23 protein-coding genes and 1 pseudogene are annotated in these 25797 nt (G+C 63.4%); 15 read left to right on the top strand and 9 right to left on the bottom strand.

Translation table 11 applies throughout. The annotated features are described in order from the left end of the window. The 5 genes from VK804_RS14520 to VK804_RS14500 all read left to right on the top strand — a co-directional run. A partial coding sequence (locus tag VK804_RS14520; RefSeq protein ID WP_325371515.1) for a hypothetical protein occupies positions 1-232 on the top strand: 232 nt, incomplete at its 5' end. 164 nt (positions 233-396) lie between these two features. Next, positions 397-1302 (top strand): ABC transporter substrate-binding protein, encoded by a 906-nt coding sequence (locus VK804_RS14515; protein WP_325371514.1) that lies wholly within the window; start codon positions 397-399, stop codon positions 1300-1302. A 169-nt stretch (positions 1303-1471) separates the two neighbouring features. Further along, positions 1472-3244 (top strand): iron ABC transporter permease, encoded by a 1773-nt coding sequence (locus VK804_RS14510; protein ID WP_325371513.1) that lies wholly within the window; start codon positions 1472-1474, stop codon positions 3242-3244. Between the two features lie 14 nt (positions 3245-3258). Further along, positions 3259-4290 (top strand): ABC transporter substrate-binding protein, encoded by a 1032-nt coding sequence (locus VK804_RS14505; RefSeq protein WP_325371512.1) that lies wholly within the window; start codon positions 3259-3261, stop codon positions 4288-4290. 42 nt (positions 4291-4332) lie between these two features. Further along, positions 4333-5436, top strand: a complete 1104-nt coding sequence (locus tag VK804_RS14500; protein WP_325371511.1) for an ABC transporter ATP-binding protein — start codon at positions 4333-4335, stop codon at positions 5434-5436. 194 nt (positions 5437-5630) lie between these two features. On the opposite strand, the gene VK804_RS14495 is transcribed toward VK804_RS14500, so the two are convergent. Next, the gene (locus VK804_RS14495) at positions 5631-6380 is read right to left on the bottom strand and encodes an SDR family oxidoreductase (protein ID WP_325371510.1); all 750 of its coding nucleotides are present in this window, start codon (positions 6378-6380) and stop codon (positions 5631-5633) included. Positions 6381-6485: 105 nt separating this feature from the next. Between VK804_RS14495 and VK804_RS14490 the strand changes: the two genes are divergently transcribed. After that, positions 6486-7256 (top strand): methyltransferase domain-containing protein, encoded by a 771-nt coding sequence (locus VK804_RS14490; protein WP_325371516.1) that lies wholly within the window; start codon positions 6486-6488, stop codon positions 7254-7256. 5 nt (positions 7257-7261) lie between these two features. Here VK804_RS14490 and VK804_RS14485 read toward each other — a convergent pair whose 3' ends face one another. Further along, entirely contained in the window at positions 7262-8203 is a 942-nt protein-coding gene (locus tag VK804_RS14485) for a GNAT family N-acetyltransferase (protein ID WP_325371509.1), read from the bottom strand. A gap of 448 nt (positions 8204-8651) precedes the next feature. On the opposite strand from VK804_RS14485, the gene VK804_RS14480 reads away from it, so the two are divergent. Genes VK804_RS14480 through VK804_RS14450 form a run of 7 tightly spaced genes read left to right on the top strand, consistent with a single transcriptional unit; the run spans position 8652 to position 15989 of the window. Next, positions 8652-9536 (top strand): FAD binding domain-containing protein, encoded by an 885-nt coding sequence (locus VK804_RS14480; RefSeq protein WP_325371508.1) that lies wholly within the window; start codon positions 8652-8654, stop codon positions 9534-9536. Next, the gene (locus tag VK804_RS14475; RefSeq protein WP_325371507.1) at positions 9533-10045 is read left to right on the top strand and encodes a (2Fe-2S)-binding protein; all 513 of its coding nucleotides are present in this window, start codon (positions 9533-9535) and stop codon (positions 10043-10045) included. The genes VK804_RS14480 and VK804_RS14475 overlap by 4 nt, the downstream gene beginning before the upstream one ends. Next, positions 10042-12447 carry a xanthine dehydrogenase family protein molybdopterin-binding subunit gene (locus VK804_RS14470; RefSeq protein ID WP_325371506.1) on the top strand — a complete coding sequence of 802 codons (2406 nt, stop codon included), beginning with the start codon at positions 10042-10044 and terminating at the stop codon, positions 12445-12447. Before VK804_RS14475 ends, VK804_RS14470 begins: the two co-directional genes overlap by 4 nt. Next, positions 12444-13421: an amidohydrolase family protein gene (locus tag VK804_RS14465; protein WP_325371505.1), complete on the top strand. Its 978-nt coding sequence runs from the start codon at positions 12444-12446 to the stop codon at positions 13419-13421. Before VK804_RS14470 ends, VK804_RS14465 begins: the two co-directional genes overlap by 4 nt. 17 nt (positions 13422-13438) lie before the next feature. Then, the gene (locus VK804_RS14460) at positions 13439-14410 is read left to right on the top strand and encodes an ABC transporter substrate-binding protein (protein WP_325371504.1); all 972 of its coding nucleotides are present in this window, start codon (positions 13439-13441) and stop codon (positions 14408-14410) included. After that, on the top strand, positions 14407-15222 hold the full coding sequence (locus VK804_RS14455) for an ABC transporter permease (RefSeq protein WP_325371503.1): 816 nt from the start codon (positions 14407-14409) through the stop codon (positions 15220-15222). The genes VK804_RS14460 and VK804_RS14455 overlap by 4 nt, the downstream gene beginning before the upstream one ends. Then, positions 15219-15989, top strand: coding sequence for an ABC transporter ATP-binding protein (locus VK804_RS14450; protein ID WP_325371502.1), 771 nt, complete (start codon positions 15219-15221; stop codon positions 15987-15989). Before VK804_RS14455 ends, VK804_RS14450 begins: the two co-directional genes overlap by 4 nt. Before the next feature lie 206 nt (positions 15990-16195). Here VK804_RS14450 and VK804_RS14445 read toward each other — a convergent pair. Both VK804_RS14445 and VK804_RS14440 read right to left on the bottom strand, forming a co-directional pair. Next, positions 16196-16997, bottom strand: a pseudogene (locus VK804_RS14445) (tripartite tricarboxylate transporter substrate-binding protein). Positions 16998-17161: 164 nt separating this feature from the next. Continuing rightward, on the bottom strand, positions 17162-18124 hold the full coding sequence (locus VK804_RS14440; RefSeq protein WP_325371501.1) for a tripartite tricarboxylate transporter substrate binding protein: 963 nt from the start codon (positions 18122-18124) through the stop codon (positions 17162-17164). 139 nt (positions 18125-18263) lie between these two features. On the opposite strand from VK804_RS14440, the gene VK804_RS14435 reads away from it, so the two are divergent. Beyond that, on the top strand, positions 18264-18701 hold the full coding sequence (locus tag VK804_RS14435; RefSeq protein WP_325371500.1) for a DUF3830 family protein: 438 nt from the start codon (positions 18264-18266) through the stop codon (positions 18699-18701). Between the two features lie 237 nt (positions 18702-18938). Here the strand turns inward: VK804_RS14435 and VK804_RS14430 are convergent, their stop codons facing one another. Further along, positions 18939-19835, bottom strand: coding sequence for a sugar ABC transporter substrate-binding protein (locus VK804_RS14430; protein WP_325371499.1), 897 nt, complete (start codon positions 19833-19835; stop codon positions 18939-18941). Positions 19836-19849: 14 nt separating this feature from the next. Here VK804_RS14430 and VK804_RS14425 point away from each other — a divergent pair, with 14 nt between their 5' ends. Beyond that, a complete protein-coding gene (locus VK804_RS14425) occupies positions 19850-20050 on the top strand; it encodes a hypothetical protein (protein ID WP_325371498.1) in 201 nt (66 codons plus the stop codon). 6 nt (positions 20051-20056) lie between these two features. On the opposite strand, the gene VK804_RS14420 is transcribed toward VK804_RS14425, so the two are convergent. The 4 genes from VK804_RS14420 to VK804_RS14405 all read right to left on the bottom strand — a co-directional run bounded on the left by VK804_RS14420 (position 20057) and on the right by VK804_RS14405 (position 25784). Next, positions 20057-22594, bottom strand: a complete 2538-nt coding sequence (locus VK804_RS14420) for a branched-chain amino acid ABC transporter ATP-binding protein/permease (protein ID WP_325371497.1) — start codon at positions 22592-22594, stop codon at positions 20057-20059. Continuing rightward, positions 22591-23466, bottom strand: a complete 876-nt coding sequence (locus tag VK804_RS14415; RefSeq protein WP_325371496.1) for a branched-chain amino acid ABC transporter permease — start codon at positions 23464-23466, stop codon at positions 22591-22593. Before VK804_RS14415 ends, VK804_RS14420 begins: the two co-directional genes overlap by 4 nt. Before the next feature lie 97 nt (positions 23467-23563). Continuing rightward, positions 23564-24802: an ABC transporter substrate-binding protein gene (locus VK804_RS14410; RefSeq protein WP_325371495.1), complete on the bottom strand. Its 1239-nt coding sequence runs from the start codon at positions 24800-24802 to the stop codon at positions 23564-23566. Positions 24803-24950: 148 nt separating this feature from the next. Beyond that, the gene (locus tag VK804_RS14405; RefSeq protein ID WP_414642784.1) at positions 24951-25784 is read right to left on the bottom strand and encodes an IclR family transcriptional regulator; all 834 of its coding nucleotides are present in this window, start codon (positions 25782-25784) and stop codon (positions 24951-24953) included. Positions 25785-25797 lie beyond the last annotated feature (13 nt).

Raw genomic sequence — 25797 nt, 5'->3', positions numbered from 1 at the left:
CCCATTCAGCTTGGTCCCTGTCATGATTGTGCCCGCTGTCACCGCACGCATCGTTGTTGAACATCGTATCATAAAATCCCGATCCATATGGCTGCTTGGCGAATGGACGCTGAGCGAGCGCCAGACCATTTCCGCCTTCGGCGCCCTCGAGACATGGCACGGCGGTCGGGACGATGTCCGCTCATCGCGGCAGACCGGAAGTGGGGGACCAGGGTCGAAATGGCGAGATTGACCCGCTTCGGACATTTGATCGCTTGGACCTGTGCCGAAAAATTGCTTACGCTCCGGTCGGAAACATCGGCAGGGTAAGCCATGAGGCGACGGGAGTTCATCGGCCTTGTCGGCGGCCTGGCGATTGCGTGGCCTCGTGGGGCGCGCGCGCAACAGGGCGACCGCATGCGGCGCATCGGCGTGCTTTGGGCCACATCTGAGGACGATCCGGTAGCTCAGGCGCGCCAGGCGGCATTCCTGCAAGGGTTGCAGCAATTGGGCTGGGTCAACGGCCAAAACGTGCGCATCGACGTCCGCTGGGCCGCAGGAAATCTCATCAACGCTCGCCAATACGCTGCGGAACTGGTCACGCTTGCACCGGATGTCATCCTGGCTTCCGGCGGCGCGATTATGGGACCGTTGCTCCAGGCAACCCGTACGGTGCCGATCGTATTCACGATTGTCACCGACCCCGTCGGCACCGGCTTGATCGATGGTCTATCGCGGCCGGGCGGCAATGCGACCGGCTTTATGATGTTCGAATACAGTTTGTGCGGGAAATGGTTGGCGCTTCTCAAGGAGATAGCGCCCGGCGTCACGCGAGCGGCGGTCCTTCGGGATCCGGCCATAGCCTCCGGGATCGGCCAATTCGCGGTGATCCAGTCCGTAGCGCCGTCGGTCGGCGTCGACGTGAGTTCGGTCAACATGGGTGACGCAGCCGAGATCGAGCGCGCCGTCGGGGCCTTTGCGCGCTCGGCGAATGGCGGTCTGATCGTGGCGGCGAGCGGATTGGCGCAGGTTCATCGCGATCTGATCATCTCGCTTGCCGACCGGCACAAATTGCCCGCGGTCTACTACGAACCCGAGTTTGTCGCTGCAGGCGGATTGATCTCGTATGGGCCGAATCTCCTGAATGAGTTTCGGCCGGCGGCCAGTTATGTTGATCGCATCCTCAAGGGCGAGAAGCCAGCGGAACTTCCCGTTCAGGCTCCGAACAAGTACGACATGGTGGTCAACCTCAAGACCGCCAAGGCGCTCGGCCTTGTTATTCCGCAGGCGGTGCTCGCCCGCGCCGACGAGGTGATCGAATAGCGACGTTGTTCTTCGCTACGCTGCACGCGAAGTCACCCTGCGGGCGCGGCGATTGCGGCTTGGTGACCGACTTTCTGCTACCTTTCCGGCCGCTTTCCGTTCCCCTAAGTTGGCGCGCATTGCGGCCACAAGTAATAAGAATGGGCCACAGGCCGAGGGGAAAACCGCTTTGAACGGACAGGCGAGCCGGCGCATCGAGGTCACGCGCAGCGGCGCCGAGGACACGCGCCGGCGCGCATTCGCCGGCCTGTGGGTCGCGCTATTGCTGGCGATCCTGACGTTCCTGGTGGTCTATCCCGTGCTCACGCTGTTGCTGGGCGCGCTGACCGACACCAATCCGGTGGTGGATGGTTTTAGTCTCCGCCATCTCTCGATCACCAATTTCCTCACCGTGCTCGCCAATCCGAACGTCGCCGAGGCGCTGTTCAATACGCTGATCGCCTGCGGCGGCGGCACGGCGATCGCGGTCGTGATCGGGCTGCTGTTCTCCTGGATCGTGGTCCGCACCAACACGCCGTTCAAGGGCTTCATCGCCGCCGCCAGCATCCTGCCGCTGTTCGCGCCGCCGCTGGTCGCGGGCGTGGCCTGGAGCATCCTCGGCTCGCCGAGGACCGGGCTGATCAACACCCTGTTCAAATCGGCAGGCCTCGACTGGCACGTCGATTTCTATTCGCTGTGGGGCCTGGTGTTCGTGTTCGGCATCTACTACGCGCCCTACGTCTACATGTTCACCTCGTCGGCGCTGCGCAACATGGATCCGAGCCTGGAGGAGGCCGCGGAAATCTCCGGCGCCAGCGCGTTCGCGACATTGTTCTCGGTGACGTTCCCGCTGATCATGCCGGCGATCGTCTCGGGTATGCTGCTGTCCTTCATCGTGATGCTCGGCATCTACGGCATCCCCGCGGTTCTGGGCGCGCCGATCAATCTTGCCGTGCTGACGACCTATATCTTCAAGCTCACCAACTGGTCGCCGCCGCTCTACAACACCGCCGCCGCGGTCGCGATCATCCTGATGATGGTCACCGGCGGGCTGGTGTTCCTGCAGCAGAAGGTGCTGAGCGGGCGCAGCTACACCACCGTCGCCGGCAAGGCGTTCCGGCCGCGCAATCTCGATCTCGGGCCGTGGCGCTGGCTCACCTTCGGGCTCGGCGTCGTCTATCTGCTGGTGGTGGTGATCCTGCCGAGCCTGGCGCTGATCGTGGCGGCGTTCCGCAAATTCATGTTCATCCGCGATGCCGCCAGCCTGTTCGACATGCCGCAATATTCGCTGATGCATTTCTACAGCATCTTCGACAATCCGCTGACGCTGAACTCGATCTACAACGCGGTCGAGGTCGGTATCATCACCGCTGTTGTCGGCGGCACGCTCGCCTTTGCGATCGGCTACACCATTCACCGCACCAACATCGCAGGCCGGCGCGGCATCGACCTGATCTCGACCGTGCCGGTGGCGATTCCCGGCCTCGTGATCGGCGTCGCTTATCTCTGGGCCTGGATCGGCGTTCCCGGCGGACTCTATGGCACCATCTGGATCCTGGCGCTGGCGTTCATCGCCCGCTTCATGCCGGATACCGTGAAAGCGCTGTCGACCTCGTTTCTCCAGATCCATCGCGAACTCGAAGAGGCCGCCTGGGTCTGCGGCAAGGGCATGCTCGGCACCATCGCAACCATCGTGCTGCCGTTGGCGCGGCCCGGCGTGATCGCCTCGATGACGCTGTTGTTCGTGCTGGCGATCCGCGAACTCGGCTCGTCGCTGTTTCTCTACACCAGCAACACCATGGTGATGTCGGTACTGTTGCTCGACTATTACGAGGGCGGAAATCTCGGCAAGACCGCAGCATTCAGCCTGGTGCAGACAGTCCTGCTCGGGGTGCTGATCGGTGGAGCGAACTGGTTGTCGCGAGGCGCTGCGCAGGGCAGCGTCGCGCAGCGAATTAGATAAAGGAAGGATTGGCCATGAAGCGAAACATCGTTGTTGGCATCGCCGCGCTTGCCGGGATCGCCGGTCTCGCCCTGAACGCACAGCCTGCGTCAGCGGAAGACTACGCCTCGCCGGAATTGATCGCCGCGGCCAAGGCCGAGGGCAAGCTCGTCTACTATACGGCAAATTTCGCCGAGATCGAAGAGGTGGTGATCAAGGAATTCAACAAGCATTTTCCCGACATCAAGGTCGAGATGGTGCGCGCCCCCGGCGGCCAACTGATCACGCGGGTGCGGACTGAAGCCGCCGCCGGCAAGCTGATCGCCGACATCGTCGATCACTCCGACCGCGCGCTGATGCTGCCGCTGGAAGACCTGTTCCAGGACTACGCGCCGCCGAATGCCGCTGATTACAATCCCGAGGCGCTGATTTCGCCAAAGTTCTGGCCGCGGGCGACGATCGCCTGGTCGATCGCCTACAACACCGAACTGGTGAAGGACCCGCCCAAGAGCTGGATGGATCTGACAAAACCCGAATACGACAAGATGATCGGCCAGGTGTTTGCGCAGTCGGGCGGCACGACCTGGACCCGGATCATGTTCGAGCGTCAGGTGCTGGGGGAGGACTACTGGGCGAAGCAGGCCGCCACCCACCCCATCCTTTATCCCTCCGGCGCGCCGATGGCGGATGCGCTGGTGCGCGGCGAGATCGCGATCGGCCCGTTGCTCTACAATGTGGTCTATCAGAAGCAGAGAGACGGCGCGCCGATCAAGATCTTCTTTCCGCCGGAAGGCGCGCCGGTCAATCCCTATGCCTCGGGGATTCCGAAGACCGCCGCCCATCCCAATGCGGCAAAGCTGTTCCTGAACTGGTGTCTTTCGAAGGAAGGACAGACCTTCATGATCAAGGAGCTCGGCAATCTCACTTCGTTGAAGGTGCCCCCGGCCTATCCCGAAGGCTTCGATCCCAAAATCGTAAAACTCTGGTATCCGAACTTCGACCAGTATGTGAAGCTGCACGGGCCGTGGGTGGCCGACTGGGACAAGACGTTTGGATACCGCCAGTGAACCGTGCACCGCTGAAGTCATGTTCGTGAGGCAACCCAGACCATGACGGCGACGCTCGACGTGACCCTCCTGCGCAAGCAGTTCGCGATCGGCCGACCGGCGATCGACGGCGTCAGCTTTGCCGTGCCGGCCGGCGAGATCGTGGTGCTGCTCGGGCCCTCCGGCTGCGGCAAGACCACCACCTTGCGCTGCGTCGCCGGCCTGGAGCATCCGACCTCGGGCGAGATCAGCATTGCCGGGCAGGTGGTGTCGTCGCCCGAACGCGGCATCCTGGTGCCGCCGCGCCTGCGCGATCTCGGCATGGTGTTTCAGTCTTATGCGGTGTGGCCGCACATGACGGTGCGGCAGAACGTGGTCTATCCCCTGAAGCATCGCAGGATCGCACGCGGCGAGGCCAAACGCATGGTCGACGAGGTGCTGGAACTGGTGGGCCTCTCGGAATATGCCGAACGGTCGGTGGTGGCGTTGTCCGGCGGCCAGATGCAACGCGTCGCGCTCGCCCGCAGCATCGTCTACCGGCCGCAATTGTTGCTGCTCGACGAACCCCTGTCCAACCTCGATGCCAAATTGCGCTTGCGGCTGCGCGACGATTTGCGCGTCATCCTCAAGCAGACCGGCATGACCGCGCTCTACGTCACCCACGACCAGGCCGAAGCCGTGGTGCTCGGCGACCGCATCGGCGTGATGCGCGACGGCAAGCTGTTGCAGATCGGCACGCCCGACCAGATCTATAACCGTCCCGCCGACCTGTTCGTCGCCAATTTCACCGGCGCGACCAATGAACTCACGGGAACGCTGATCGAACGCAACGGTGAGTTCGGTGTGGTCGATTTCGGCGAGGGGCGGCGCGGGGAGGCTGCGATGCTGCACAGTCTCAATGTCGGCGAAAAGGTGCGCATCGCGCTGCGGCCGGAAAATATCGGCATCGGCAAGTCCGACGGCGCCAATTCGTTTCCGGCACGCGTGGTCGACCGCCGCTACCAGGGCACGCAGACTATCTACGACCTCGACCTGTTCGGCCACAGGCTGGAAGCGCTCGAACTCGGCACCGCCGCGCGGCATCGGGTCGGAGCCGAGACCCAGGTCGCGCTTCCGCGCGAGGGCTGCTGGGCGTATCGCGATACGGGATCGTCGAGTTACGATTAGAGCGATTTAGTGTGCGAGCCTCGCTTCACCTCGCCCCGCTTGCGGGGAGAGGTCGAAATTCGCGATAGCGAATTTCGGGTGAGGGGGACCCTCCGCGAGTCTTGCGTGTTGAGAGAGCCTCCACCCGACCCTCTAAGAGCGAGCTTCGCTCGTCTCGACCCCGCGAAAGAGCGGGGAGAGGGAGAGCGCCGCCACTAAAACTGATACCGCCGCAGCCCGCCATCAACAGGAATCACCGTACCAGTGATGTATCGCGCCAGCGGTGAGGCAAGGAATATCGCCAGCACCGCGAGATCTTCCGGCTCGCCCCAATAGCCGACCGGAATTTCCTCCTCCGCAAATCGCTTGCGATAATCTTCCGGGTAGTTGCGTCGGATCTGCTCGCTCATGATCCGGCCTGGCGGAATGCTGTTGATGGTGATGCCGTGCTCGCCGATCTCGCGTGACAATCCCTTGGCCCAGGCATGCACGGCGGCCTTTGCGGCGAACGCTGCATTCAATCCCTCAGGCTCCGATTTGCCGGTGATGTTGATGATGCGTCCCCAGTTGCGTGCGATCATCTGCGGCAGCAATGCGTGGGTGACCTGCCGGTAGCGCGTGAAATTCAGCGACATCGCCTCATCCCAGGCGCTGTCGGGCGCATCTACCGGCAGCGGACGGCTGCCGCCGGCATTGTTGACGAGGATGTCGACGTGGCCGAGTTCGGCGAGCGCTGCGGCCGCGAGTTTTTTTGCGGCGTCTTCGGCGGTGATGTCCTGGATCAGGGGAATGACTTCACCGCCTTCGGCCTTGACCTCTTGCGCGAGCTTGTCCAGCAATTCCTTGCGCCTTGCCACCGCGACCACGCGCACACCCTCCAGCGCCAGGCCCTTGGCGATCGCGCGGCCGATGCCCATGCTGGCGCCGCTGACGACGGCGGTTCTGGATTTCAGATCGAGCTCCATGGTCGAAGACTTTCTTTCTGTTAGGCTAGGCGCATGTCAGGATGGATCGGCGCGGTCCGCAAAGTGTATCACCGCTCCTGCCGCGCAAAGGAAGAAGAAAAGACCATGGTCTGGAATCCACAGCAATATCTCAAATTCTCCGGTCACCGGCTGCGGCCCGCGGTCGACCTCTTGATGCGGATTCCGGATTTCGAGGTGCAAAGTGTCGCCGATCTCGGTGCCGGCGCCGGCAATGTCACCAGACTGATCAAGGAGAGATGGCCGGAGGCCGTCGTCACCGGCGTCGAAGGCTCGGCGGAAATGGTCGCCGCCGGGAAGAAGGCCGCGCCCGAGGTCGAATGGCTGCAGCAGGATCTGGGATCGTGGCAGCCCACGCAGCAATACGACGTGATCTATTCCAACGCGGCGCTGCACTGGTTGCCGGACCATGCAAAACTGTTTCCGGCGCTGATGGGAAAAGTCACGCCAGGCGGCATCCTCGCGGCGCAGATGCCGCGCAATTTCGGCGCCCCCTCGCATGTGCTGATCGGGGAAACCGCCCTGAACGGACCGTGGCGCAGCCGGCTCGAGCATCTCGTCACGCCGCCGCCGGTCGAAGCGCCCGGCTTCTATCATAGCCTGCTGGCGCCGGAGTCCCAAAACATCGACATCTGGGAGACCGAGTACCTGCAGGTGCTGGAAGGCGACAACCCGGTCAAGGAATGGACCAAGGGCACCTGGCTGACGCGCTATCTCGACGTCCTCAAGGGCGACGAGAAAGTGGCGTTCGAGGCGGCCTATGGCGAGCGCGTCGCGAAAGCCTATCCGCGCAATGCGGCCGGGCAAACGCTGTTTCCGTTCCGTCGCCTGTTCATGGTGGTGCAGCGCAAGGCGTGAGACGATCAGACGAAATCGGAATCGATCAGCTGAAAGCGGCTCAATCGCACGTCAGGTCTTTCTGGACCCAGGTCGCGCAGCTGCACGAGCATCGGAGGCCGCAGCCGCGCCGGCAGAGGGATTCCCGGAAGCGTCGGCAGCCGGTCATTGACGCCGGCGTAGACGAACAGCGGCCGCTTCCAGAAGCGGCAGGCGGCGCGGACCAGTTCGCGGACAGAGCTCGATGATATCGTGGCGGTCGGTCGTGCGAAGAAGCCGCAGAGCAGGGTATAGTTCACGCCTTTGGTCTTGCGGGAAGAGGAGATCAAGAGCAGGTCGGCCGTGGCATGGACGGCATAGTCGCAGGTCGGGTCGCTGATGCGGTCGAACAGGATTTCGCCATCCCACACAAGGCCGTTCTCGCCAGCCTGACTGCTGAAGCCCGACAGCATGTCGACGGCGGCTTGCCTTGTCAGGGATTTGAGGTAACCGGAATATTTCAGTTTGGAGAGTTTTGGCGGCAGCAGTGCGACGCCGGCGCGGACTTGCAGCCAGAGCAGGGGCTTCAGCTTGAGCATGCGCGCGTTGAGCGGCTTTGCGTTCTCGTTCGGCATCGCCAGGATGAAACGGATATTCTGCGCTACGCAGAACTGCTCGATCTCCTTGTAGATGCGCCGGACAAGGTTCGGCGAACGATGCTCTTTCGATATGAAGAGATCGACCAGCTGGATGGCCGGACAGGGCTCGCCGTCGCAATGAACGGTCTGGCGAACCAGCGCCATCTGTCCAACTTTTACGCCGTCGTCGATCGCCGCCAGCACGATGGTGCCCTGGCCGAAGGCGCGCTCGTACAGCCACTTCATCCGGTCGGCGGAAAATAACACCTCGCTCGAGCCGAAGGCTTCGGTTGCGAGCCGCGCCGTCATCTCGTAGTCGACGGCTTTCTCTTCCGAAACCGCTATCACCATCCAACCTCTGGTCAACGAGATGCGGCAGGCAGGGGAGCCCGGTCGCTGCCCGCTTGTGTCGGTTGAGCACGCCGTTGACCGGTGCGGCCATGACTTCGAACAACGCGGTGATCAAAAATACTGGCCGAGTCGGATAAGCTTTCCGGACGGAAAATATCCTAGTTCCCGATGATTCTGGGAAGGGGCGCAATTCCCCGGCCCAATCGGTGTTCAGGACGCCGCCATCGGGCCTCGCCAGCGACCGGCGCGCCTCCAGCCGGACCTTGATCTAATTGACATTTTCCGTGTCCTGGCTTCTATCGTTGCAGCCACGGCAGCGGCTTTTCACAAGCTGCAGGCAGAGACGGGAGCGCGTATTGGTCCGTGAAATTCGGGTCCATCAGGCTGCGGAAGATCGGGCGCGCGCGGGGCGCCGCCGGTTTCGTGCCGGCGCTGCGGCCCCGGCTCCATGAAGCCCGCCCCCTTCGACTATGTCAGGCCCGCTTCGCTTCATGAGGCCTGCGAACTGCTGGCTGCCGACGACGATGCGCGGCTGATCGCGGGCGGGCAGACGCTGGTGCCGATGCTGGCGATGCGGCTGGCGCGGCCCGCAAAACTGATCGACATCCTGCGATTGCCTGAGCTTGCCGGGATTTCCGAAGAAAACGGCACTGTGGCCGTCGGCGCCACCACGCGACAGGCGCAGGCCGAGCGCGATCCCGTGATCCGCGCCTCGGTGCCGATGCTGGCGCGGGTGCTGCCGTGGGTCGGACATCCGCCGACGCGCAATCGCGGCACCATCGGTGGCTCGATTGCGAACGCAGACCCCGCGGCCGAAATCCCGCTGGTCGCCGTGACGCTGGGCGCCGAGATCATGCTGGCGACGACGGATGGAACGAGATCGATGCCGGCGGATGATTTCTTCGTAGGGGCGATGGTAACGTCGATCAATCAAGGCGAATGCGTGCGCGCGATCAAATTCCAGGTCTGGCCGCATCCGCGCGTCGGCACAGGCTTTTTCGAGATCAGCGCGCGGCGTTCGGATTTCGCCTTTGTCGCTGCCGCGGCCCAGGTCGCGCTTGATGAGGAGGGGCATTGTCTCGACATTGCGCTCGGCCTCGGCGGCGTCGCCGATCGGCCGTTGCGGCTGGATGTGTCATCGCTCGTCGGAACCGCGCTCGATACCGCATCGGCAACGGATGCGGTCCATGCTGCCTGCGTCGGACTCGATGCGATGAGCGACCTGCACGCCAGCGCCGCCTATCGTCGCCGCGTCGCGGTGACGCTTTGTATCCGCGCGCTTGAACAGGCGCGCGACAGCGCCGCCGCCATCCCAGAGAAGGCCGCGCGATGAAGGTCGAATTGCGCATCAACGGCCAAAATCGCGCCGCCGAGGTCGAGCCGCGCAAGACGCTGCTCGACGCGCTGCGCGATAATTTCCTGCTCAACGGCACCCATGCCGGCTGCGAGCATGGTGTCTGCGGCGCCTGCACGGTGCTGCTCGATGGCGACCCGGTGCGCTCCTGCCTGATGTTCGCGGTGCAGGCCGACGGCTACGAAGTCACGACCATCGAAGGCGTCGCTCCGGCGCCCGGCGAACTCAGCGTGATCCAGGATGCGTTCTGCGAAACCCATGGCTTGCAATGCGGATACTGCACGCCCGGCATGATTCTGGCGGCGCATGCGCTGCTGCAGCGTAACGTGGCGCCGACGCGCGAGGAAATTGTCGAAGCGATTTCCGGCAATATCTGCCGCTGCACCGGTTACGGGCAGATCATCGAAGCGGTGCAGTTCGCCGCGCAGCGATTGCAGAAGGCCAACACGCCGCGTCCGACCGATGTTTCCGTCGTGGAGGCGAAATGAGCGCCGATCCCGCAAGCTTCCGTTTCGTCTCGACCAATCGCAGGGTGCGGGAGGACCGTCGCTTCGTCGCGGGCCGCGGCCATTACGTCGCCGATGTCGCGCTCGAAGGCATGCTGCATGTCGCGGTGGTGGCATCGCCGCATCCCGCCGCGCGCATTGCTTCGATCGATGCTTCAGCAGCGCTGGCAATGCCGGGCGTGCACTATGTGCTGACCGGCGAGGAGCTTGCGGCGGCGACCGATCCCCTGATGAACGGGCTCGATACGCCGAAGGTCAAGCGCCATCCGCTCGCGGTCGGGTACGCGCGCTACGGCGGCGAATGGGTCGCGGCGGTCGTGGCCGAAAGCCGCGCGCTCGCCGAGGACGCCGCCGAAAGAGTCCAGATCGACTACGAGCCGCTGCCTTTCGTGATCAATGCGGAAGAAGCCTTGAAGCCGGAGAGCCCGCCGGTACATCCCGCGCACGGCTCCAACGTATTGCTCGACCGCACCTTTGTGTGGGGCGAGGTCGAAAAGCATTTTGCCGAAAGCCCGCGGCATCTGGCGTTCCGCGTTACCTGGGGCCGCAGTTCCACGGTGCCGATCGAAACCTTTGGCGTTGCCGCCTCTTGGGATCCCTGGCGCGACATGCTGGATGTCTGGGCCTCGATCCAGATGCCGAAATATCCCGACCAGATCGCGCGCGCGTTGCGGATCCCGGCCAACAACGTGCGCGTGCATCAGGACGTCGATGTCGGCGGCAGCTATGGCGTCAAGCGCGGCATCAAGCAGACCGTGCTGGTGGCGCATCTGGCGCGGCGGCTCGGCCGCCCCGTGCGCCTGATCGAGGACCGGCTCGATAATATGGGCGGCGGCGACGCGCATGGTCCGGACCGCATCTTCGATGTCGAACTGGCTTTCAACGACGACGGCATCGTCAAGTCGATGAAGATCCGCGCGCTGGACAATGCCGGCGCCTATGCCGGACGCGCGCCGTTCCAGCTGGGCAAGCCGATCGGCGCGATCGTCGGGCCCTACCAGATCGAGAGCGTGCAGTACCGCGCGCAATCGGTGACGTCGAACAAGGCAGTGCAGGAAGCGGTGCGCGGGTTCGGACAGGCGCCGACCAATTACGCGATCGAGACCGGAATCGACAAGGTCGCGGCCGCCCTGGGCCTCGACCGGGTCGAGGTGCGCCGGCGCAATTTCATCCGCAAAGAGCAGTTTCCATACCTGATCCCGAGCGGCAGCACCTATGACAGCGGCGATTATCACACCGTGGTCGACAAGGTGCTTTCCCATATCGATTTCGCCGCGCTGGAAAGAGAGCGCGACCGCCTGCGTGCCTCCGGGCTTCTCGCCGGCATCGGCATCGCGGCGTGCCTGGAGCCGAGCGGCGCCAATTCCGCCTTCGAGCCGCTGCTCAACGAAAAGAACACCACGACGACCTGGATGGATTCCTGCCGCATTGTCGTCGACGGGCTCGGCTTTGTCACGGTCACGATCCACAACACCTCGTCGGGGCAGGGGCACGAGACGCTGGTCTCGACCGTCGTCGGCGAAGTGCTGCAGATTGATCCCGACCTGATCCGGGTGGTGCGGCCGGATTCGCTGGCATGCCTGCCGTCGAATTCGCCGGTCGGCAGCCGGATGGCGATCATGCTCGGTGGCGCCGCGTTTCATGCCGCGCAAAAGCTCAAGACAAAATTGACGCGGATCGGTGCGCATCAATTCGGCGTCGGTGAAGACGAGGTGGTTTACGCCTCGGGCCACGTCAGCGATGCCAAGGGCGGCAAGCAACTCGGCTGGATCGAACTCGTCAACATCGCCCATCGTCATTTTCATCTGCTGCCCGAGGGCACGGAGCCCGGACTCGAAACCACGCATGTGATGCAGGTGCCGACCGGCGGCGCCTTGCCGAAGGACGGCAAGGTGCAGATGTATCCGTGCCACTCTTTTGAATTCCACGTGGTGCTGATGGCGATCGATCCGGCGCTGGGCAAGCCGAAAATCAAGCGTTACGTGATTGGCCATGATTGTGGCACGGTCATCACCCCGCATATCGTCAAGGGCATGACTTTGGGCGGGATCGCCCACGGTCTCGGCGCGGCGCTGCTGGAAGAGTTCGTCTACAACGACGAGGGTCAGCTGATCACGCAAGGTTTCATGGATTACCTGCTGCCATCAGCCCACGAGGTGCCGGAAGTGGAGATCGTGCATCACTGCACCCCATCGCCGTTTACGGTGTTCGGCCAAAAAGGCTCCGGTGAAAGCGGCTATCTCGGCGCGCCCGCGGCGATTTCGGCTGCGGTCAATGATTGCGTCGCGTCGCTTGGCATTTCCTTCAACAAGCTTCCCATCCGTATTTCCGCGATCGGCGACGCCATCGCGGAAGCACAACAGGCAAAAGAGCAGACAAGATGATCATCGACTGCCACGCCCATCTGGTGCCGCCGAGCCTGTTGGACGCGATACGCACGCAGGCTTCAAACTTTCCTTCGATCCGGCTGATCGAGGACGGCGGCAGCCTCGGCTTTTCCTTTGCCGGCGGAAAACCGACGCGGCCGGTGTCAAAGCCGCTCGGCGACCTGCCGGCGCGGCTGAAATGGATGGATGAGCAGAAGATCGAGCGTCAGGTGGTCGGCGGCTGGCTGGACATGTTCGGCTATGAAGCGCCGGCGGAAGAGGGAGCGGCCTGGTCGCGGCTGATCAACACGCATCTGGCGCAGACCGCGATGCGCGAGCCGCGCTTCGTGCCGCTCGCGACCGTTCCGCTGCAGGACGGCCGACGCGCCGCCGAAGTGCTGCGCGAGGCGCATGCGTCTGGCTTCAAGGGCGCGATGATCGGGACCCAGCCCAAGGGCAAGGGCGGCGTGCTCGACGATCCCACGCTGAAGCCGTTCTGGGAGGCGGCCAACGAATTAGGATCGGTGGTGTTCATCCATCCCGTGTTCGAAAGCGGCGACGACCGCGTGCATGATTACGGGATGGCCAACGCGGTCGGACGTATCACCGATACGCTGATCGCGATGTCGCGGCTGATCTATGCCGGTCACGTCACGCGCTATGCCAATGCGAAGATCGTCGCCGGGATCGGCGGCGCGGCGCTGCCTTACGTGATCGGTCGGCTGCGGCGGAACTATTCGCTCGACAAGGACAAGCTTGGCGATCCCGACGCGGCGCTGGCGGCGATGTATTACGACACCATCGTGCAGGACCCGCGCGCGCTACGCTATCTCGCCGACATCGTAGGCCCCGAGCGGATCATGATGGGATCGGACATGCCGTTTCCGATCGGCGATCTCGCGCCGACCAAAATCGTCGCCGAGACGAAATTTTCCGATGCCGAACGCGCCGCCATCAATGGCGGCCTGGCGAGCAAGATTTTTGGCCTGTGAGGGCAGGAGGTAAGGTCATGAACAGGATTTTGGCCGGCCTTGCATGTGCCGGAATGCTGCTCTCGTCCGTGGCAGCACGGGCGCAATCGCCTGAGCCGCTGTCGATCGTCGTGTTCGGACCGCCATCGCTCGGTGCGTTCCTGCCGCCGGTGATCAAGGCGCAAAAGCTGGACGAGAAGAACGGCCTTGCGATCAAGTTCGAGGAGCGTACGCCCGACGCCTACACCGCGCAGTTCAACTCCGGCGAATTCCAGCTCGGCGGCAGTGCGTCGCTATTGACGGTGGGGCTCGCCGATATTCGCGGCGTCAAGGTGACATATCTCTTTAACCTGTTCGACTTCTGGGGCGCGGTCGTCACCTCGCGGGCGGACGTCAAAACGTTGAAAGACCTCGAAGGCAAGGATCTCGCCGCGGCAAAGGGTACCACCAATTATGTGATGTTCGACTGGTTCGCCCGCCAGCTAGGCGCCGACCCTGCGAAATTCTCGGTCATCAATACCGCAACCCCCGGCCTGATCGGCTACGCGCTCGCCGATCGCGCCGCTGCCGTTCAGCTGTGGGAGCCGGCCTATACCACGCTGCTCTCGAAGAAGAGCGACATGCGCACCATCGACCTTGCGATATCGGATAGCTGGAAGAAATTCACCGGAAGCCGCAACATTCCCTATCTCGGCGTTGCCGCGCACATCGATTGGGTGGAGAAGCACCAAAGGCTGATCCCGAAACTCTATGCGGCCTATAAGGAAGCCGCCGACTGGGTGAGCGCGCATCCCGATGACGCCGCAAAACTGATCGCGGCAAAGGGAACGCCCGACGACCAGAAGGCGATCGCCGACCTGATCCGCGCCAATGACCGGCTCGGCATGAACGTGCAATGGGCCTCCGATGTGGCCAAGGAAATCGCTTCGGTTTATGCCGCCGGGAAATCGATCGCCTTCCTGCCGTCGGAGCCGTCCGCCGCGACGATCTACCAGGCGCCGGGGAAATGAGCGAGACGTCGCCGCAGGCCGGATCGGCGCCGCGTGCAAATGCACTGCTTGCGGCGGTAAGACGGCTGGGGACGTCGGTACTGCCGTTCGTCGTGGTGATCCTGATCTGGCAATTCGCATCGCTGTTCTTCCCGCGCTTCCTGTTTCCCTCGCTGATCGATGTGTTCTGGCGCTGCATCGACATCTTTTCCAGCGGCGCAATGTTCGCAGACGTGCTGGCGACCATCTTTCGTATCTTGGCCGGCCTTGCCGGCGCCTTCATCGTCGGCGGGGCATTGGCGCTGTTGATGGTGCGCTCGCGCGCGGTCGACAATTTTCTGTCACCGATCCTAACCCTGTTCCAGGGCATTCCGGCGCTGTCCTGGGTGGTGTTCGCCATCATCTGGTTCCACGGAGTCGAATTCCGCATCTTCTTCATCATGGTAATGACGACGCTGCCGGCCTTCACGTTTCAAGTGCTCGGCGCGTTGCGCGGCATGTCGCGGGACCTGATGGAGATGGTGTTCAGCTTTCGCCCGACGCGGCTGAAATTGTTCCGGGTGATGATCGCGCCGGCGATCCTGCCGGACATCCTCACCGCATGGAAAGTCAATCTGGGCAATGCCTCGCGCGTGGTGGTGGTCGCCGAACTGGTCGGCGCCACCGGCGGCGTCGGCTATGAACTCTTGCAGCAACAGCAGCTGTTCGATATGGCCGGTGCGCTGGCCTGGACGCTGCAGCTGGTGTTCTTCGTGCTGATCGTGCAGGGCGCGCTGACTCTGATCGAGAACACCGTGTTCCGCTATCGCGCGGTCTCGGAGCGCGCGATATGAGGGATATCGTTACGCCCGGCGACGCCGCGATTCATCTCGACCATGTCACAAAGGTGTTCGGCAAGGCGGGGAGCGCGACGGCCTACCGCGTGGTGGACGGGCTCAACCTCGACGTCCGCCCCGGCCAGATGCTGGCGCTGCTCGGCAAGACCGGTTGTGGCAAGTCGACCATCTTCAACATGATCGCAGGGCTGACCGAGCCGACCAGCGGCACCGTGCGCGTCAGCGGCCGCGATCCTTTTGCGGATTTCGACTCGTTTCGCGGCCGAATCGCGATCGTGTTCCAGAACGACCGGCTGCTGCCATGGCGAACCGCGATCCAGAACGTCGAGCTGGGACTGGAGATGCTGGAGGTGCCTGCGGCGGAACGGCGCGCAACCGCGCAACTCTGGCTGACAAAACTCGGGCTCGGCGGGCACGAGCACGACTACCCGCACGCGCTGTCCGGTGGCATGCGCCAGCGCGTCTCGATCGCGCGCGCCTTTGCCACCAACGCCAATATTCTGTTATGCGACGAGCCGTTCTCGGCGCTGGACGAATCCACCGCCGGAAAGCTGCGCGCGGAGTTCACAAGACTGGTGAAGGAAAACGGCAAGACGGCCGTCTTCATCACCCACTCCATCAGCGAGGCGCTGGAAATCGGCGACCGCATCGTGGTGCTGAAGCGCCCGGCGAAGATCGCGTATGATGTCAGTTTCGATACCGGTACAGGACAAGAGGAACGCGAACTGATCCGGAGCCGGATCGGCGACGTGCTGGCGGTTTGAGCGCTGAAGCCGGCGCTCCCTCGCCCCGCTCTTCGCGGGGAGAGGGTTGGGGTGAGTGGCTCTCTCAGCGAATATTGAAGCACAACGTTTGCTGAGACTCCCCCTCACCCGAAATTCGCTGTGCGAATTTCGACCTCTCCCCGCAAACGGGACGAGTTGACTCAAGTTCGCAGTCCGTCGATTGAACTCAGGACCGATATGTTCTTCTATTGCGGCTTGATGCCGGCTTCGCGGCACACGCGTTTCCATTTCTCGATGTCGGCGTGCATCGCGATCGCAAACTCCTCCGGGCTGTTGCCGGCAGGCTCGATGCCTTGCTCCGTGAGTAGCCGCACCATTTCGGGCGTCTTGAGCGCCACCTGGATGGCCGCGTTGAGCTTGTCGACGATCGCCCGCGGCGTGGGCTGGTGCAAGAATGCCATTCCAGCCCACCACCTCGTAACCGGGGAGGCCAGCTTCCGCGATGGTTGGAATATCCGGCGCGATCTCAAGTCGCTTGCTGGTGCTGATGCCGAGCGCCGTCACCGTTCCGGCCCTGATCTGCGGCAGCGCGGTGACCGGCGTGTCGAAGAACGCCGACACCTGGCCGGTCATGACGGCCTGCTGCGCCTCGGGCACGCTGCGGTAGGGGACGTGGGTCATCTTCACTCCGGCCGCGGACATGAACAGCTCGGTTGCGAGATGCGCCAAGCTGCCGACGCCGACGGAGGCGTAGTTGAGCGATTGCGTGCGCGCGAGCTCGACGAAGGTCTTGACCGATTTCGCCGGCAACGAATTCGGCACCAGCAGGATTTCGCTGACTTTCGTCACCATCGAAATCGGCGCGAAATCCTTCTCGCTGTCATAGGGCAGACTGGCATAGAGCGCCGGATTGGCGGCATGGCTCGGGAACACCATCAGCAGCGTATAGCCGTCGGGTTCGGCTTGTGCGACTGCCCGCGTTCCCAGCGTGCCGCCGGCGCCGGTGCGATTCTCGATCACGACGGCCTGACCGAGTTGGTCGCCCATGCTCTTGCCCACCAGCCGCGCCAGGATGTCGGTGATGCCGCCGGCCCCGGTCGGCACGATCAGCTTGATGGTGTGGTTGGGATAATCCTGCGCGCGTGCCGCCGACGCCAGCGCGAGCGCGAGGCCGATCGCAAGCCAGGCGCGGCGCAATCGAGATGCCGGCATCAGTTCACCTCGATCTTGTTGTCGGCGATCACCTTCTGCCATTTCGCGCGCTCGTCGACGAGCAGTTTTGCCAATTCCTCAGGCGTGCTTGGCCAGGCTTCCAGTCCCATATTCTTGAAGGAGGCCAGCAGTTTTGGGTCGGCGAGTGCCTGACCGATTGCCGCATTGAGTTTCGCCACGATCTCGGGCGGCGCCTTCGGCGGCGCGAATACGCCCCACCACGACGTCGACTCGAACGCGGGCAGGCCGGACTCGGCAATGGTCGGAATGTCAGGCGCGATCGAGGTTCGCTTCCGCGAGGTCACCGCGACGGCTTTCAGCCGTCCGCCCTGGACCTGCGGCAGCGACGACGGCAACTGGTCGAACATCAGGTCGACCTGTCCGGCCATCAGATCGTTGATCGCGGGCCCGCTGCCCTTGTAGGGGACATCCACCCAGCTGACGCCGGCCATGCTCTTGAACATGCCGGCGTTGAGCAGATGCATGGTCGCGCCGGTGGCGACGTTCAGCGTGCCGGGCGTAGCTTTGGCGCGCGCGATGACGTCGGCGACCGACTTGGCGTCGAATTTCGGGCTGGAGACGAGGATGTTGGGAGATTGCGCCACCAGCGAGACCGGCGCGAAATCGGTCGATGGGTTGTAGCTGATATTCTTGTACAACAGCGGGTTGATGACGTGCGTGCTGGTCGTGCTCAGGATGATGGTGTAGCCGTCCGGCGTGGCGCGGGCGACGCCCGCCGTGCCGATCGCACCGTCGGCGCCGCCCTTGTTTTCGACAATGATGGTCTGGCCGAGGATCGATCCCATGCGCTCCGTCAGCACGCGCGCGATCAGGTCGGTCGACCCGCCGGCGGAGAACGCCACCACCATCGTGACCGGGCGAGTTGGATAGGCCGTCTGCGACGCCACGCCCGTCGTGCCCGCAAGCAGGATGATGGCGGCCTGCGCCAGCGTTTTCAGCATTTCCTCGCCCTGTCCTGTTTTTCGCGGGCAGGATATCGGAGCTTGCCTCACAATGCTAGAAGCGCTCGCAAGGCGACCAGCGCGCGATCGTGCTTTGGTACTCAATGACAACAACCCATTACGCCAACGGGAGACATCGATGGCCAGAATAAAATTCAGTTTTGCGCGCGGCGGCCACTTCACGGCCAAAGTGATGTTGGACAAGGCGCCGAAGACCTGGGAGGCGATCCGGACGCAGCTGCCGCAGACCATCAAGGCGTATAACGCGCGCTGGACCGGCCGCGAGACCCACACCAAACTCGATCTGCCGAACAAACCGCCGCGCGAGAACCAGATCCTTAATGCCGGCCTTGGCGACGTGATCTACGCCTGCGAATGGTCGGATCGCGACGTCACCGGCTTCGAGGCGATCGGCTGGTTCTACGGCACCGAAACCGTGCGCGACTGGCGCGGCGAATCCCGCGTCAATTTGTTCGCGCGCGTCGACCAGAGCGAGTGGCCGTTTCTGGAGGAGGTGGGTTTGAGGACGTGGCGGGAGGGCGGCGAGGATTGCACGATAAGTGTGGTGGAGGAGTGAGGCGCGTCATTGCGAGGAGCCAACGGGTCGCGCGAATGCGCGCCCGATGACAGGCTCCACGACGAAGCAATCCATAATCGCTATGCCGCGCCATGGATTGCTTCGCTTCGCTCGCAATGACGATCTGAGGCCGTAGGGTGGGCAAAGCGTAGCGTGCCCACCATCTTCGTATGAGCTGAATATCTGGAATGGTGGGCACGGCGCAAGCGCGCCTTTGCCCACCCTACGATTGCTTCATCATCTGACGATCTCGTCCCACTCCGGGCAGGTCCGCTGCTCCACCGGCACCAGCCACGCCTTGTAATTGGTCCTGTCGATGATCTCCGCCGGCAGCATGATCTTTTCGGGCACCTTCTCACCCCTGAGATGGCGTAGCGCGGCCCGTGTCGCTGTGCAGCCGATCTTGAACATGTTGAAATCGACACTCGCCAGCAGCGCGCCGGTTTCGATCTGCTTCACCGCGGGCAGGATGCCGTTGATGCCGATCACGACCGCCGTCCGGTTTGCCTCCTTCAGCGCCTCCAGCGCGCCGAGCGCCATGCCGTCATTGGCCGAGAGCACGGCATCGATTTGCGCAAAATCCTTGAGGAACTTCACCATCGCGCGCTTGCCGTCGGGTTGCTGGTAGTTGCCGACGCCGGAGTCGAGCACCTCGATGCCGGGGTATTCGGCAAAAGCGCGCTTGTAGCCGCGGACGCGCTCGCGATTGGTCGGCGCGGCGGGGACGCCCTCGATCACGACGATCTTGCTCCTGGCGCCGAGATGTTCGAACAGATAGCGCGCCTGCCTGTACCCGATCTCGTAGTCGTCGGCGCCGACGAAGGTGACAAAACTGCCGGGCAGCGGGTTGGAGGCGAGCACGATCGGGATGTTTGCGGCGTTCAGCTTCTTCACAGAATCGATCATCGCGACATCGTCGACCGGAATGAAGACCACGGCGTCCGGCTTGTCCTTCAACGCCTGCTCGACCATCGCTACCTGCTCGTCGACATTGTCCGGCTGCTTGGGAACATAGTGCACGATCTTCGCGCCGGTCGCGCGTGCGACCTGATCGGCGGCGATGCGGAAAACCTCATAGGCCGGGTTGGTGGTGTTCTTGGTGAAGACGGCGATGATTTTTTGGTCGGCTGCCATGGCGTGACTCGCGAATGAAGTTATTGAACAGCTTAGCATTGCCGCCAGCAGATGTCGCATCGGGGCGTCGTCCGATCTATCCGCGTCATTGCGAGCGAAGCGAAGCAATCCATGGTTCGGCACGACGCAAGGATGGATTGCTTCGCTTCGCTCGCAATGACGAAAATGATCTCTTCGTCATTCCGGGTTCGATGCTTCGCATCGCCCCGGAATGACAGCTTTCACAACCATAAAATCTTCTTGCGGTATTCGAGGTCCGTCAACAGCGGCGCCGCCGGGCCCTGATGAAATACCGTGCCGCGCTCCAGCGCGAAGACGCGGTCGGCGAGTGCCAGCACGAGGTCGAGATTGTGCTCGACGATCAGGATGGAGGTATGCCGGCGCAACAGATCGAACACCCGAAACAGTTCGAGGATCACGGTTGGCGCCAGGCCCTCGAACGGCTCGTCCAGCAGCAAGAGCTTGACGTTGCCCGACATCGCACGCGCGACCGCCACCATCTGCTGTTCGCCGCCGGAGAGATAGTCGGCGGCGACATTGATGCGTTGCTTCAGGCGCGGGAAATATTCGAAAATCTGCTCCTCGCTCCACACCACACCGTGGCTGCCATCGGTCTTGCGCGCGAGACGCCCGAGCGCGAGGTTTTCGCGCACCGTCATGCCCGCGAACAGGCCGCGCCCCTGCGGCACATAGCCGATCCCGGCGCGCGCGATGTCGGGCGCCGGCAGGCCCGCGATATCGCGACCCTCATATTCGATGGTGCCGGAGGCGAGCGGCACCAGCCCGGCGAGCGTCTTCAGCAGCGTGGATTTGCCGGCGCCGTTGCGGCCCAGCAGTGCGACGATCTCGCCCTCGCGCACATCGAGCGTCGCGTCGTTGAGGATATGGCTCTTGCCGTAGAAGGTGTTGACGCCCCCGAGCCGCAGGATGTAGGGCGCGCCCTCGCGGGCCTCGTCGCCGCGGCTGTGTTCGATCTCGGGGATACCGGTGCCGGTGTAGATCTCCTGCACCCGGCGGTCGGCACGTACTGCTTCCGGCGTCCCGGTCATCAGCACCTCGCCCTGGTTCATCACGGTGACCTGGTGCGAGAAGCCGAGCACGCGATCGATGTCGTGCTCGACGATCAGGACTGGAATGTTTGCCGCAACGTTCTTGATCAGGCTGGCGACGCGTTCGCGCTCCGCCGCGGCAAGGCCCGCCAGCGGTTCGTCGAGCAACAGCACCTTCGGCTTGGAGCCGAGCGCGATGCCGAGGTCGACCAGCCGTTGCCCGCCATAAGAGAGTTCACCGCCCTCGATCGCCTCGATGCCTTGCAGGCCCAGGAATTTGATCAGTTCCGCGGTCTCTGTGTGGATGTCGACATAGCCATCGATATCGCGCCAAATGTTGAATCGTCCGGCGTTTTGCGCCTGCAGCGACAGCCGCAGGTTTTCGTAGATCGATAGTCCCCGGAACAGATTGGTGATCTGGAACGACCGCGCGAGCCCACGGTGGCAGATCAGGTCTGATGTCACGCCCTGAATCTCGCCGCCCTTGAGGCGGACAGATCCGGTATCGAGCGGGTAGAGGCCCGAGATCAGGTTGAACAGCGTGGTCTTGCCGGCGCCGTTCGGGCCGATCAGCGCGTGGATCTGGCCGGCGCCAACCTCGAGACTCGCGCCGGACACCGCGCAGATGCCTCCGAAATGCTTTGAGATGTTTTGCACCCGCAGCACCGTTCCGGTGAGCCCAGCGGGGGCGAGAAACGCCGGCAGCGGCAGGCCTTCATAGATCCTGCGCTTGCTCATCGCGGCGCTTTCCTCAGGGGCGGTGCGAAAGCGCCGCATCAGCGTGCGCCAGACGCCGATCAGGCCGTCCGGCGAGTAGATGACAAAACCGACGAAGATCAGGCCAAACCACAACAGCCAGTTCGGCGTCCAGATCGAGAACAGTTCACGGAACACGATGAAGAATAGAGCGCCGAGCGCAGGTCCCAGCATGCTGCGCATGCCGCCGATCACGACCATCGCCAAAAGCTCGCCGGAAAACGGCACCGATACCGCTTCGGCGGACACCAGATAGGTCTGAAACGCCAGCAGCGCGCCGGCGAGCCCGGTCACGACGGCCGAGATGACGAAGACGGCGAGCTTGTAGCGCTCGACCGGATAACCCTGGAAGGTGGCGCGCAACTGGTTCTCGCGGATCGCCACCAGCACATGGCCGAACGGCGAGCGCACCAGCCGCAGCACGACGTAGAGCACGGCAAGCCCGATCAGCGCGACGACGGCATAGAAGGCGGCCGCATTGTCGAGGCTGATCGGTCCGATGCTGCCGCGCTTCAGGCCGCCGAGACCGTCTTCGCCGCCGGTCACCTCGCTCCAGCGGAAGGCGATGGTGTAGGTCAGCGCGGCGAACGCCAGCGTCAGCAGCGAGAAGTAGACGCCGCGCCGGCGCAGGATGATGACGCCCGCGATCGCCGACAGTGCCGCCACCACCACCATCGACAGCAACAGCGGCAGCCAGATCTCGCCGCCGAACCAGTGCAGCTGGATCAGACCTGCGGCATAGGCGCCGATGCCGAACCAGGTGGAGTGGCCGAACGATACCAGCCCGGTGTAGCCGACGCACAGATTGAGCGCCGTGGTCGCGATCGCGAGAATCACCACCGCGATCGCGGTGTTCAGCGACAGGTCGAGCAGTTGCACGACGAAAGGCAGCGCGATCAGCGCGAGGCCCGCGATCACCAGCGGTCGGTATTTCTGCGCGGGCGTGACCGTCATTCGAACTTCTCGATTCGTTCGCCGAGCAGTCCGCGCGGCCGCAGCATCAGCACGACGAACATCAGCACGTAGATCGAGGCCTCGCCTGCGGCGGGTGCAAAATGAATGGTGATGCCTCGGACGATGCCGACCAGAAGCGCTGCGATCACCACGCCCCAGAAACTCCCGAGCCCGCCGATCACCACCACCACGAAGGCCACCGTAATGATCTCGGCGCCCATCGCCGGCTGCACGATGGTGATCGGCGCGAAGAACGCGCCGCCCATCGCGGCCAAGCCGACGCCGATCATGACCACCGCCGTCATGTAGGGTTGCAGCCGGATACCGAGCGCTGCCACCATGTCGGGCCGCTGGATGCCGGCGCGCACTACGCGGCCGAACGAGGTCCTGTGCAGCAGCAGCCAGACCGCAAGCAGCGACACCGCGACCACCGCCAGCAGCATCAGGCGGTAGCGTGAAAACAGAAAATCGCCGACGATCACCGAGCCGCGGAACATCGGCGGGATCGTGGCCGGCAATGGCGAGGCGCCCCAGATGATGCGGATCGTCTGCTCGGCGACCATGGCCAAGCCGAAGGTCACAAGCAGGCTCAGGATCGGATCGGCGGTATAGAATCGCCGCAGGATGTAGCGCTCGAACAGGATGCCGAGCATGGCAACCGCAATCGGCGAGATCACGACCGCCGGGCCGAAGCCGAGATATTTGGTGATTTCGAGAGAGAGATAGGCGCCAAGCGCGTAGAACGCGCCATGCGCGAGGTTGACCACGCCGCCGACGCTGAAGATCAGCGACAGCCCGAGCGCGATCAGGAGATAATAGCCTCCGAGCACGAGGCCATTGACCACCTGTTCCAGCAAGAACTCGAACTGCATTCTCGCTCCAGGGCGATTCGTGGGTATCAGCCGATGCGCCTCAAAAGCCGCTCGCCCGGCTCGCCGCGAATGATGGCGCGCCGGGCCTTCAACGCGCTCACAGCGTGCAGGGGTTCTGTTCCCTGGTGGGATTGAGGACTTCCATCGGTTCGTTCGGTCCGGGCACGGCCGCGCCCAGCGTGATGAGGTCCCATTTGTCCTTGGCCTCGCCCTTCGGTTTCGGCGAGAAGGTATAGGCTTCCTGGATCAGCTGGTGATCCCAGGCGCGGAAATAGGCCTTTCGCGCTTTCAGGATGTCGAACTGCGTTTCCTTTTCGAAATAGGCGATCAGCTTTTCGGTGTCGGTCGACTTGGTCTCGTTCATGGCCTGCGCCATGATCTTGAGGGCGATGTACTCGATCCAGGCATGGTTTTCCGGCGGCTTGCCGTACTTCTTGCTGAACGCGGCCACGAAGGTCTTCGAGGTCGGCACATCCAGCGTGTGATACCAGACCGTCGGCCAGGTGCCGCTCAGGTTGCCTTCACCCGTGGCCCAGGCGTCGGCGGTGTTGAGGTTGAAGCCGACGATCGGATAGGGCAGGCCGAATTCGGCGTATTGCTTGATCAGGGTCGTCACCTGGTTGCCGGCGAGATTGGAGCAGACCACGTCGGGCTTGGCCTGCCTGATCTTGAGCAGATACGGGCTGAAGTCGGTGACGTCGGTCGCGATCAACTCGTCGCCGATCAGGTTACCCTGATTGGCGCCGAAGAAACGCTTGGCCGCGGCCAGAAGATCATGACCGAAAATATAGTCGGCGGTCAGCGTGAAGAACTTCTTGTCCTTTACCATGCCGTCGCGCAGCAATGCTTGGCCGACGGTGTTGACCATCACCGTGTTCGGGATATCGGTGTGGAAGGTGAAGCGGTTGCAGTTCTTGCCGCGTAGCGCGTCGGAACGGGCGCCGGTCTGCATGAACAGCCGCTTGTTGCGCTCGGCCACCTGCATGATGGTCAGGGCGGAAGCCGAATTGGCCTCGCCCATCAGCACCAGGGCGCCGTCCTGCTCCAGCATGCGCTGCGACTTGGTGGCGGCGGTAGCGGGATTGACCGAATCTTCCGACATCACGTCGAGCTGGCGTCCCATGACGCCGCCGGACGCGTTGATCTCTTCCTCGGCGAGCCGCATGCCGAGTTGGGCATAGGCGCCGAGCGCGCCAAGAAAGCCGGTCAGCGGCGTGAGGTGGCCGATCTTGATCTTTTCGGCCTGGCCGTAGCTGATCGACGGAAAACCCAGCGCCGAGGCACCGGCAAAGGCGGCGCTGGCTTTCAACAGGGTTCGTCGGCTGGTGCGGGTCATCGTTGGTCTCCTCCCAAAGGGCTTTCCGCGATGTCCCCCTTTTGATTCCGGCGTATGCGAGAATGTGAGAGACTGTTTTTTATTGCTGGAAGATATTTCCGGACGCGGCCGCCGCTGTCAACGTCAAAAGCGTCGCACCGTCTCGTCCTTAAGATGAATTCGCCGCGCGCTTGGCGCCGAATTCCTGCGACAGCCTCTCCGCCACCGCCTGCACGATCTTCGCGCTGTTGTGCAAAGCCTGGTTAGAGAGCCGCCAGATCGGGCCGGAGATGCCGAGCGCGCCGATCACGGTGCCGGTGAAATCGGTCACCGGCACCGCGACGCAGCGCACCTCCGGATTGAACTCGCCGTCGTCGAAGGCAATCCCGGTGCGCCTGATCTCGGCGATCTCGCGCAACAGCACGGCGCCGTCGGTGATCGACTTCTCCGTCGACGGCTTCATGTCGACACGCTCGAGGAAACGCTGCAGCTGATCGGCGCGCAGCGAGGCCAGGATGATCTTGCCGAGCGCGGTGCAATGGGCGGGACGCACCACGCCGACCCGGTCGGTCAATTGAAATGCGCCGGGGCCGGAGGTGCGCGCGATCACGACGACGGCGTCGCCCATGCGCACCGCGAAATGGGCGCTCTCGCCGGTTTGCCGAGACAGCTCCTCGAGCACGGGGGTTGCGACATTGACCATCTCGATCTCGTCGAGCGCGCTGGCGGCGAGCGCAAACAGCGGCCGGCCGACACGGTAGCGCTTGGAATCCTTTTCCTGGCGCAGATAGCCCAGCGACACCATGGTTTTGGCGAGGTGGAACGTGGTGGAATTGTGCAGGCCGACCAGTTTGCTCAGGTCGGCCAGTCCGATGCCTTCGCGGTGACGCGCGACCTCCTCGAGAATCGCGAAGGCGCGGCCGAGCGACTGGACCCCGACCCGCTGCCGGTCATCGGCGTCGTCGTCGATATCGGCCCGCGGCGGCTGCACCAGCCTCGCAATCGAAGACGTCTTG

It is taken from the genome of Bradyrhizobium sp. (assembly GCF_035484855.1).
Lineage (GTDB): Bacteria > Pseudomonadota > Alphaproteobacteria > Rhizobiales > Xanthobacteraceae > Bradyrhizobium.
Note: the sequence above shows the minus strand (reverse complement) of the source record. Positions and strands in the feature narration are given on the sequence as shown.

What these genes read in the sequence shown, in the direction of transcription:
- VK804_RS14475 (WP_325371507.1), top strand. Translation starts at nt 9,533, where the DNA reads ATGAAGGTCGAATTGCGCATCAACGGCCAAAATCGCGCCGCCGAGGTC.
- VK804_RS14505 (WP_325371512.1), top strand. Translation starts at nt 3,259, where the DNA reads ATGAAGCGAAACATCGTTGTTGGCATCGCCGCGCTTGCCGGGATCGCC.
- VK804_RS14470 (WP_325371506.1), top strand. Translation starts at nt 10,042, where the DNA reads ATGAGCGCCGATCCCGCAAGCTTCCGTTTCGTCTCGACCAATCGCAGG.
- VK804_RS14430 (WP_325371499.1), bottom strand. Translation starts at nt 19,835, where the DNA reads ATGGCAGCCGACCAAAAAATCATCGCCGTCTTCACCAAGAACACCACC.
- VK804_RS14410 (WP_325371495.1), bottom strand. Translation starts at nt 24,802, where the DNA reads ATGACCCGCACCAGCCGACGAACCCTGTTGAAAGCCAGCGCCGCCTTT.
- VK804_RS14425 (WP_325371498.1), top strand. Translation starts at nt 19,850, where the DNA reads ATGAAGTTATTGAACAGCTTAGCATTGCCGCCAGCAGATGTCGCATCG.
- VK804_RS14495 (WP_325371510.1), bottom strand. Translation starts at nt 6,380, where the DNA reads ATGGAGCTCGATCTGAAATCCAGAACCGCCGTCGTCAGCGGCGCCAGC.
- VK804_RS14515 (WP_325371514.1), top strand. Translation starts at nt 397, where the DNA reads ATGCGGCGCATCGGCGTGCTTTGGGCCACATCTGAGGACGATCCGGTA.
- VK804_RS14415 (WP_325371496.1), bottom strand. Translation starts at nt 23,466, where the DNA reads ATGCAGTTCGAGTTCTTGCTGGAACAGGTGGTCAATGGCCTCGTGCTC.
- VK804_RS14500 (WP_325371511.1), top strand. Translation starts at nt 4,333, where the DNA reads ATGACGGCGACGCTCGACGTGACCCTCCTGCGCAAGCAGTTCGCGATC.
- VK804_RS14465 (WP_325371505.1), top strand. Translation starts at nt 12,444, where the DNA reads ATGATCATCGACTGCCACGCCCATCTGGTGCCGCCGAGCCTGTTGGAC.
- VK804_RS14480 (WP_325371508.1), top strand. Translation starts at nt 8,652, where the DNA reads ATGAAGCCCGCCCCCTTCGACTATGTCAGGCCCGCTTCGCTTCATGAG.
- VK804_RS14440 (WP_325371501.1), bottom strand. Translation starts at nt 18,124, where the DNA reads ATGCTGAAAACGCTGGCGCAGGCCGCCATCATCCTGCTTGCGGGCACG.
- VK804_RS14420 (WP_325371497.1), bottom strand. Translation starts at nt 22,594, where the DNA reads ATGACGGTCACGCCCGCGCAGAAATACCGACCGCTGGTGATCGCGGGC.
- VK804_RS14435 (WP_325371500.1), top strand. Translation starts at nt 18,264, where the DNA reads ATGGCCAGAATAAAATTCAGTTTTGCGCGCGGCGGCCACTTCACGGCC.
- VK804_RS14490 (WP_325371516.1), top strand. Translation starts at nt 6,486, where the DNA reads ATGGTCTGGAATCCACAGCAATATCTCAAATTCTCCGGTCACCGGCTG.
- VK804_RS14455 (WP_325371503.1), top strand. Translation starts at nt 14,407, where the DNA reads ATGAGCGAGACGTCGCCGCAGGCCGGATCGGCGCCGCGTGCAAATGCA.
- VK804_RS14460 (WP_325371504.1), top strand. Translation starts at nt 13,439, where the DNA reads ATGAACAGGATTTTGGCCGGCCTTGCATGTGCCGGAATGCTGCTCTCG.
- VK804_RS14450 (WP_325371502.1), top strand. Translation starts at nt 15,219, where the DNA reads ATGAGGGATATCGTTACGCCCGGCGACGCCGCGATTCATCTCGACCAT.
- VK804_RS14485 (WP_325371509.1), bottom strand. Translation starts at nt 8,203, where the DNA reads ATGGTGATAGCGGTTTCGGAAGAGAAAGCCGTCGACTACGAGATGACG.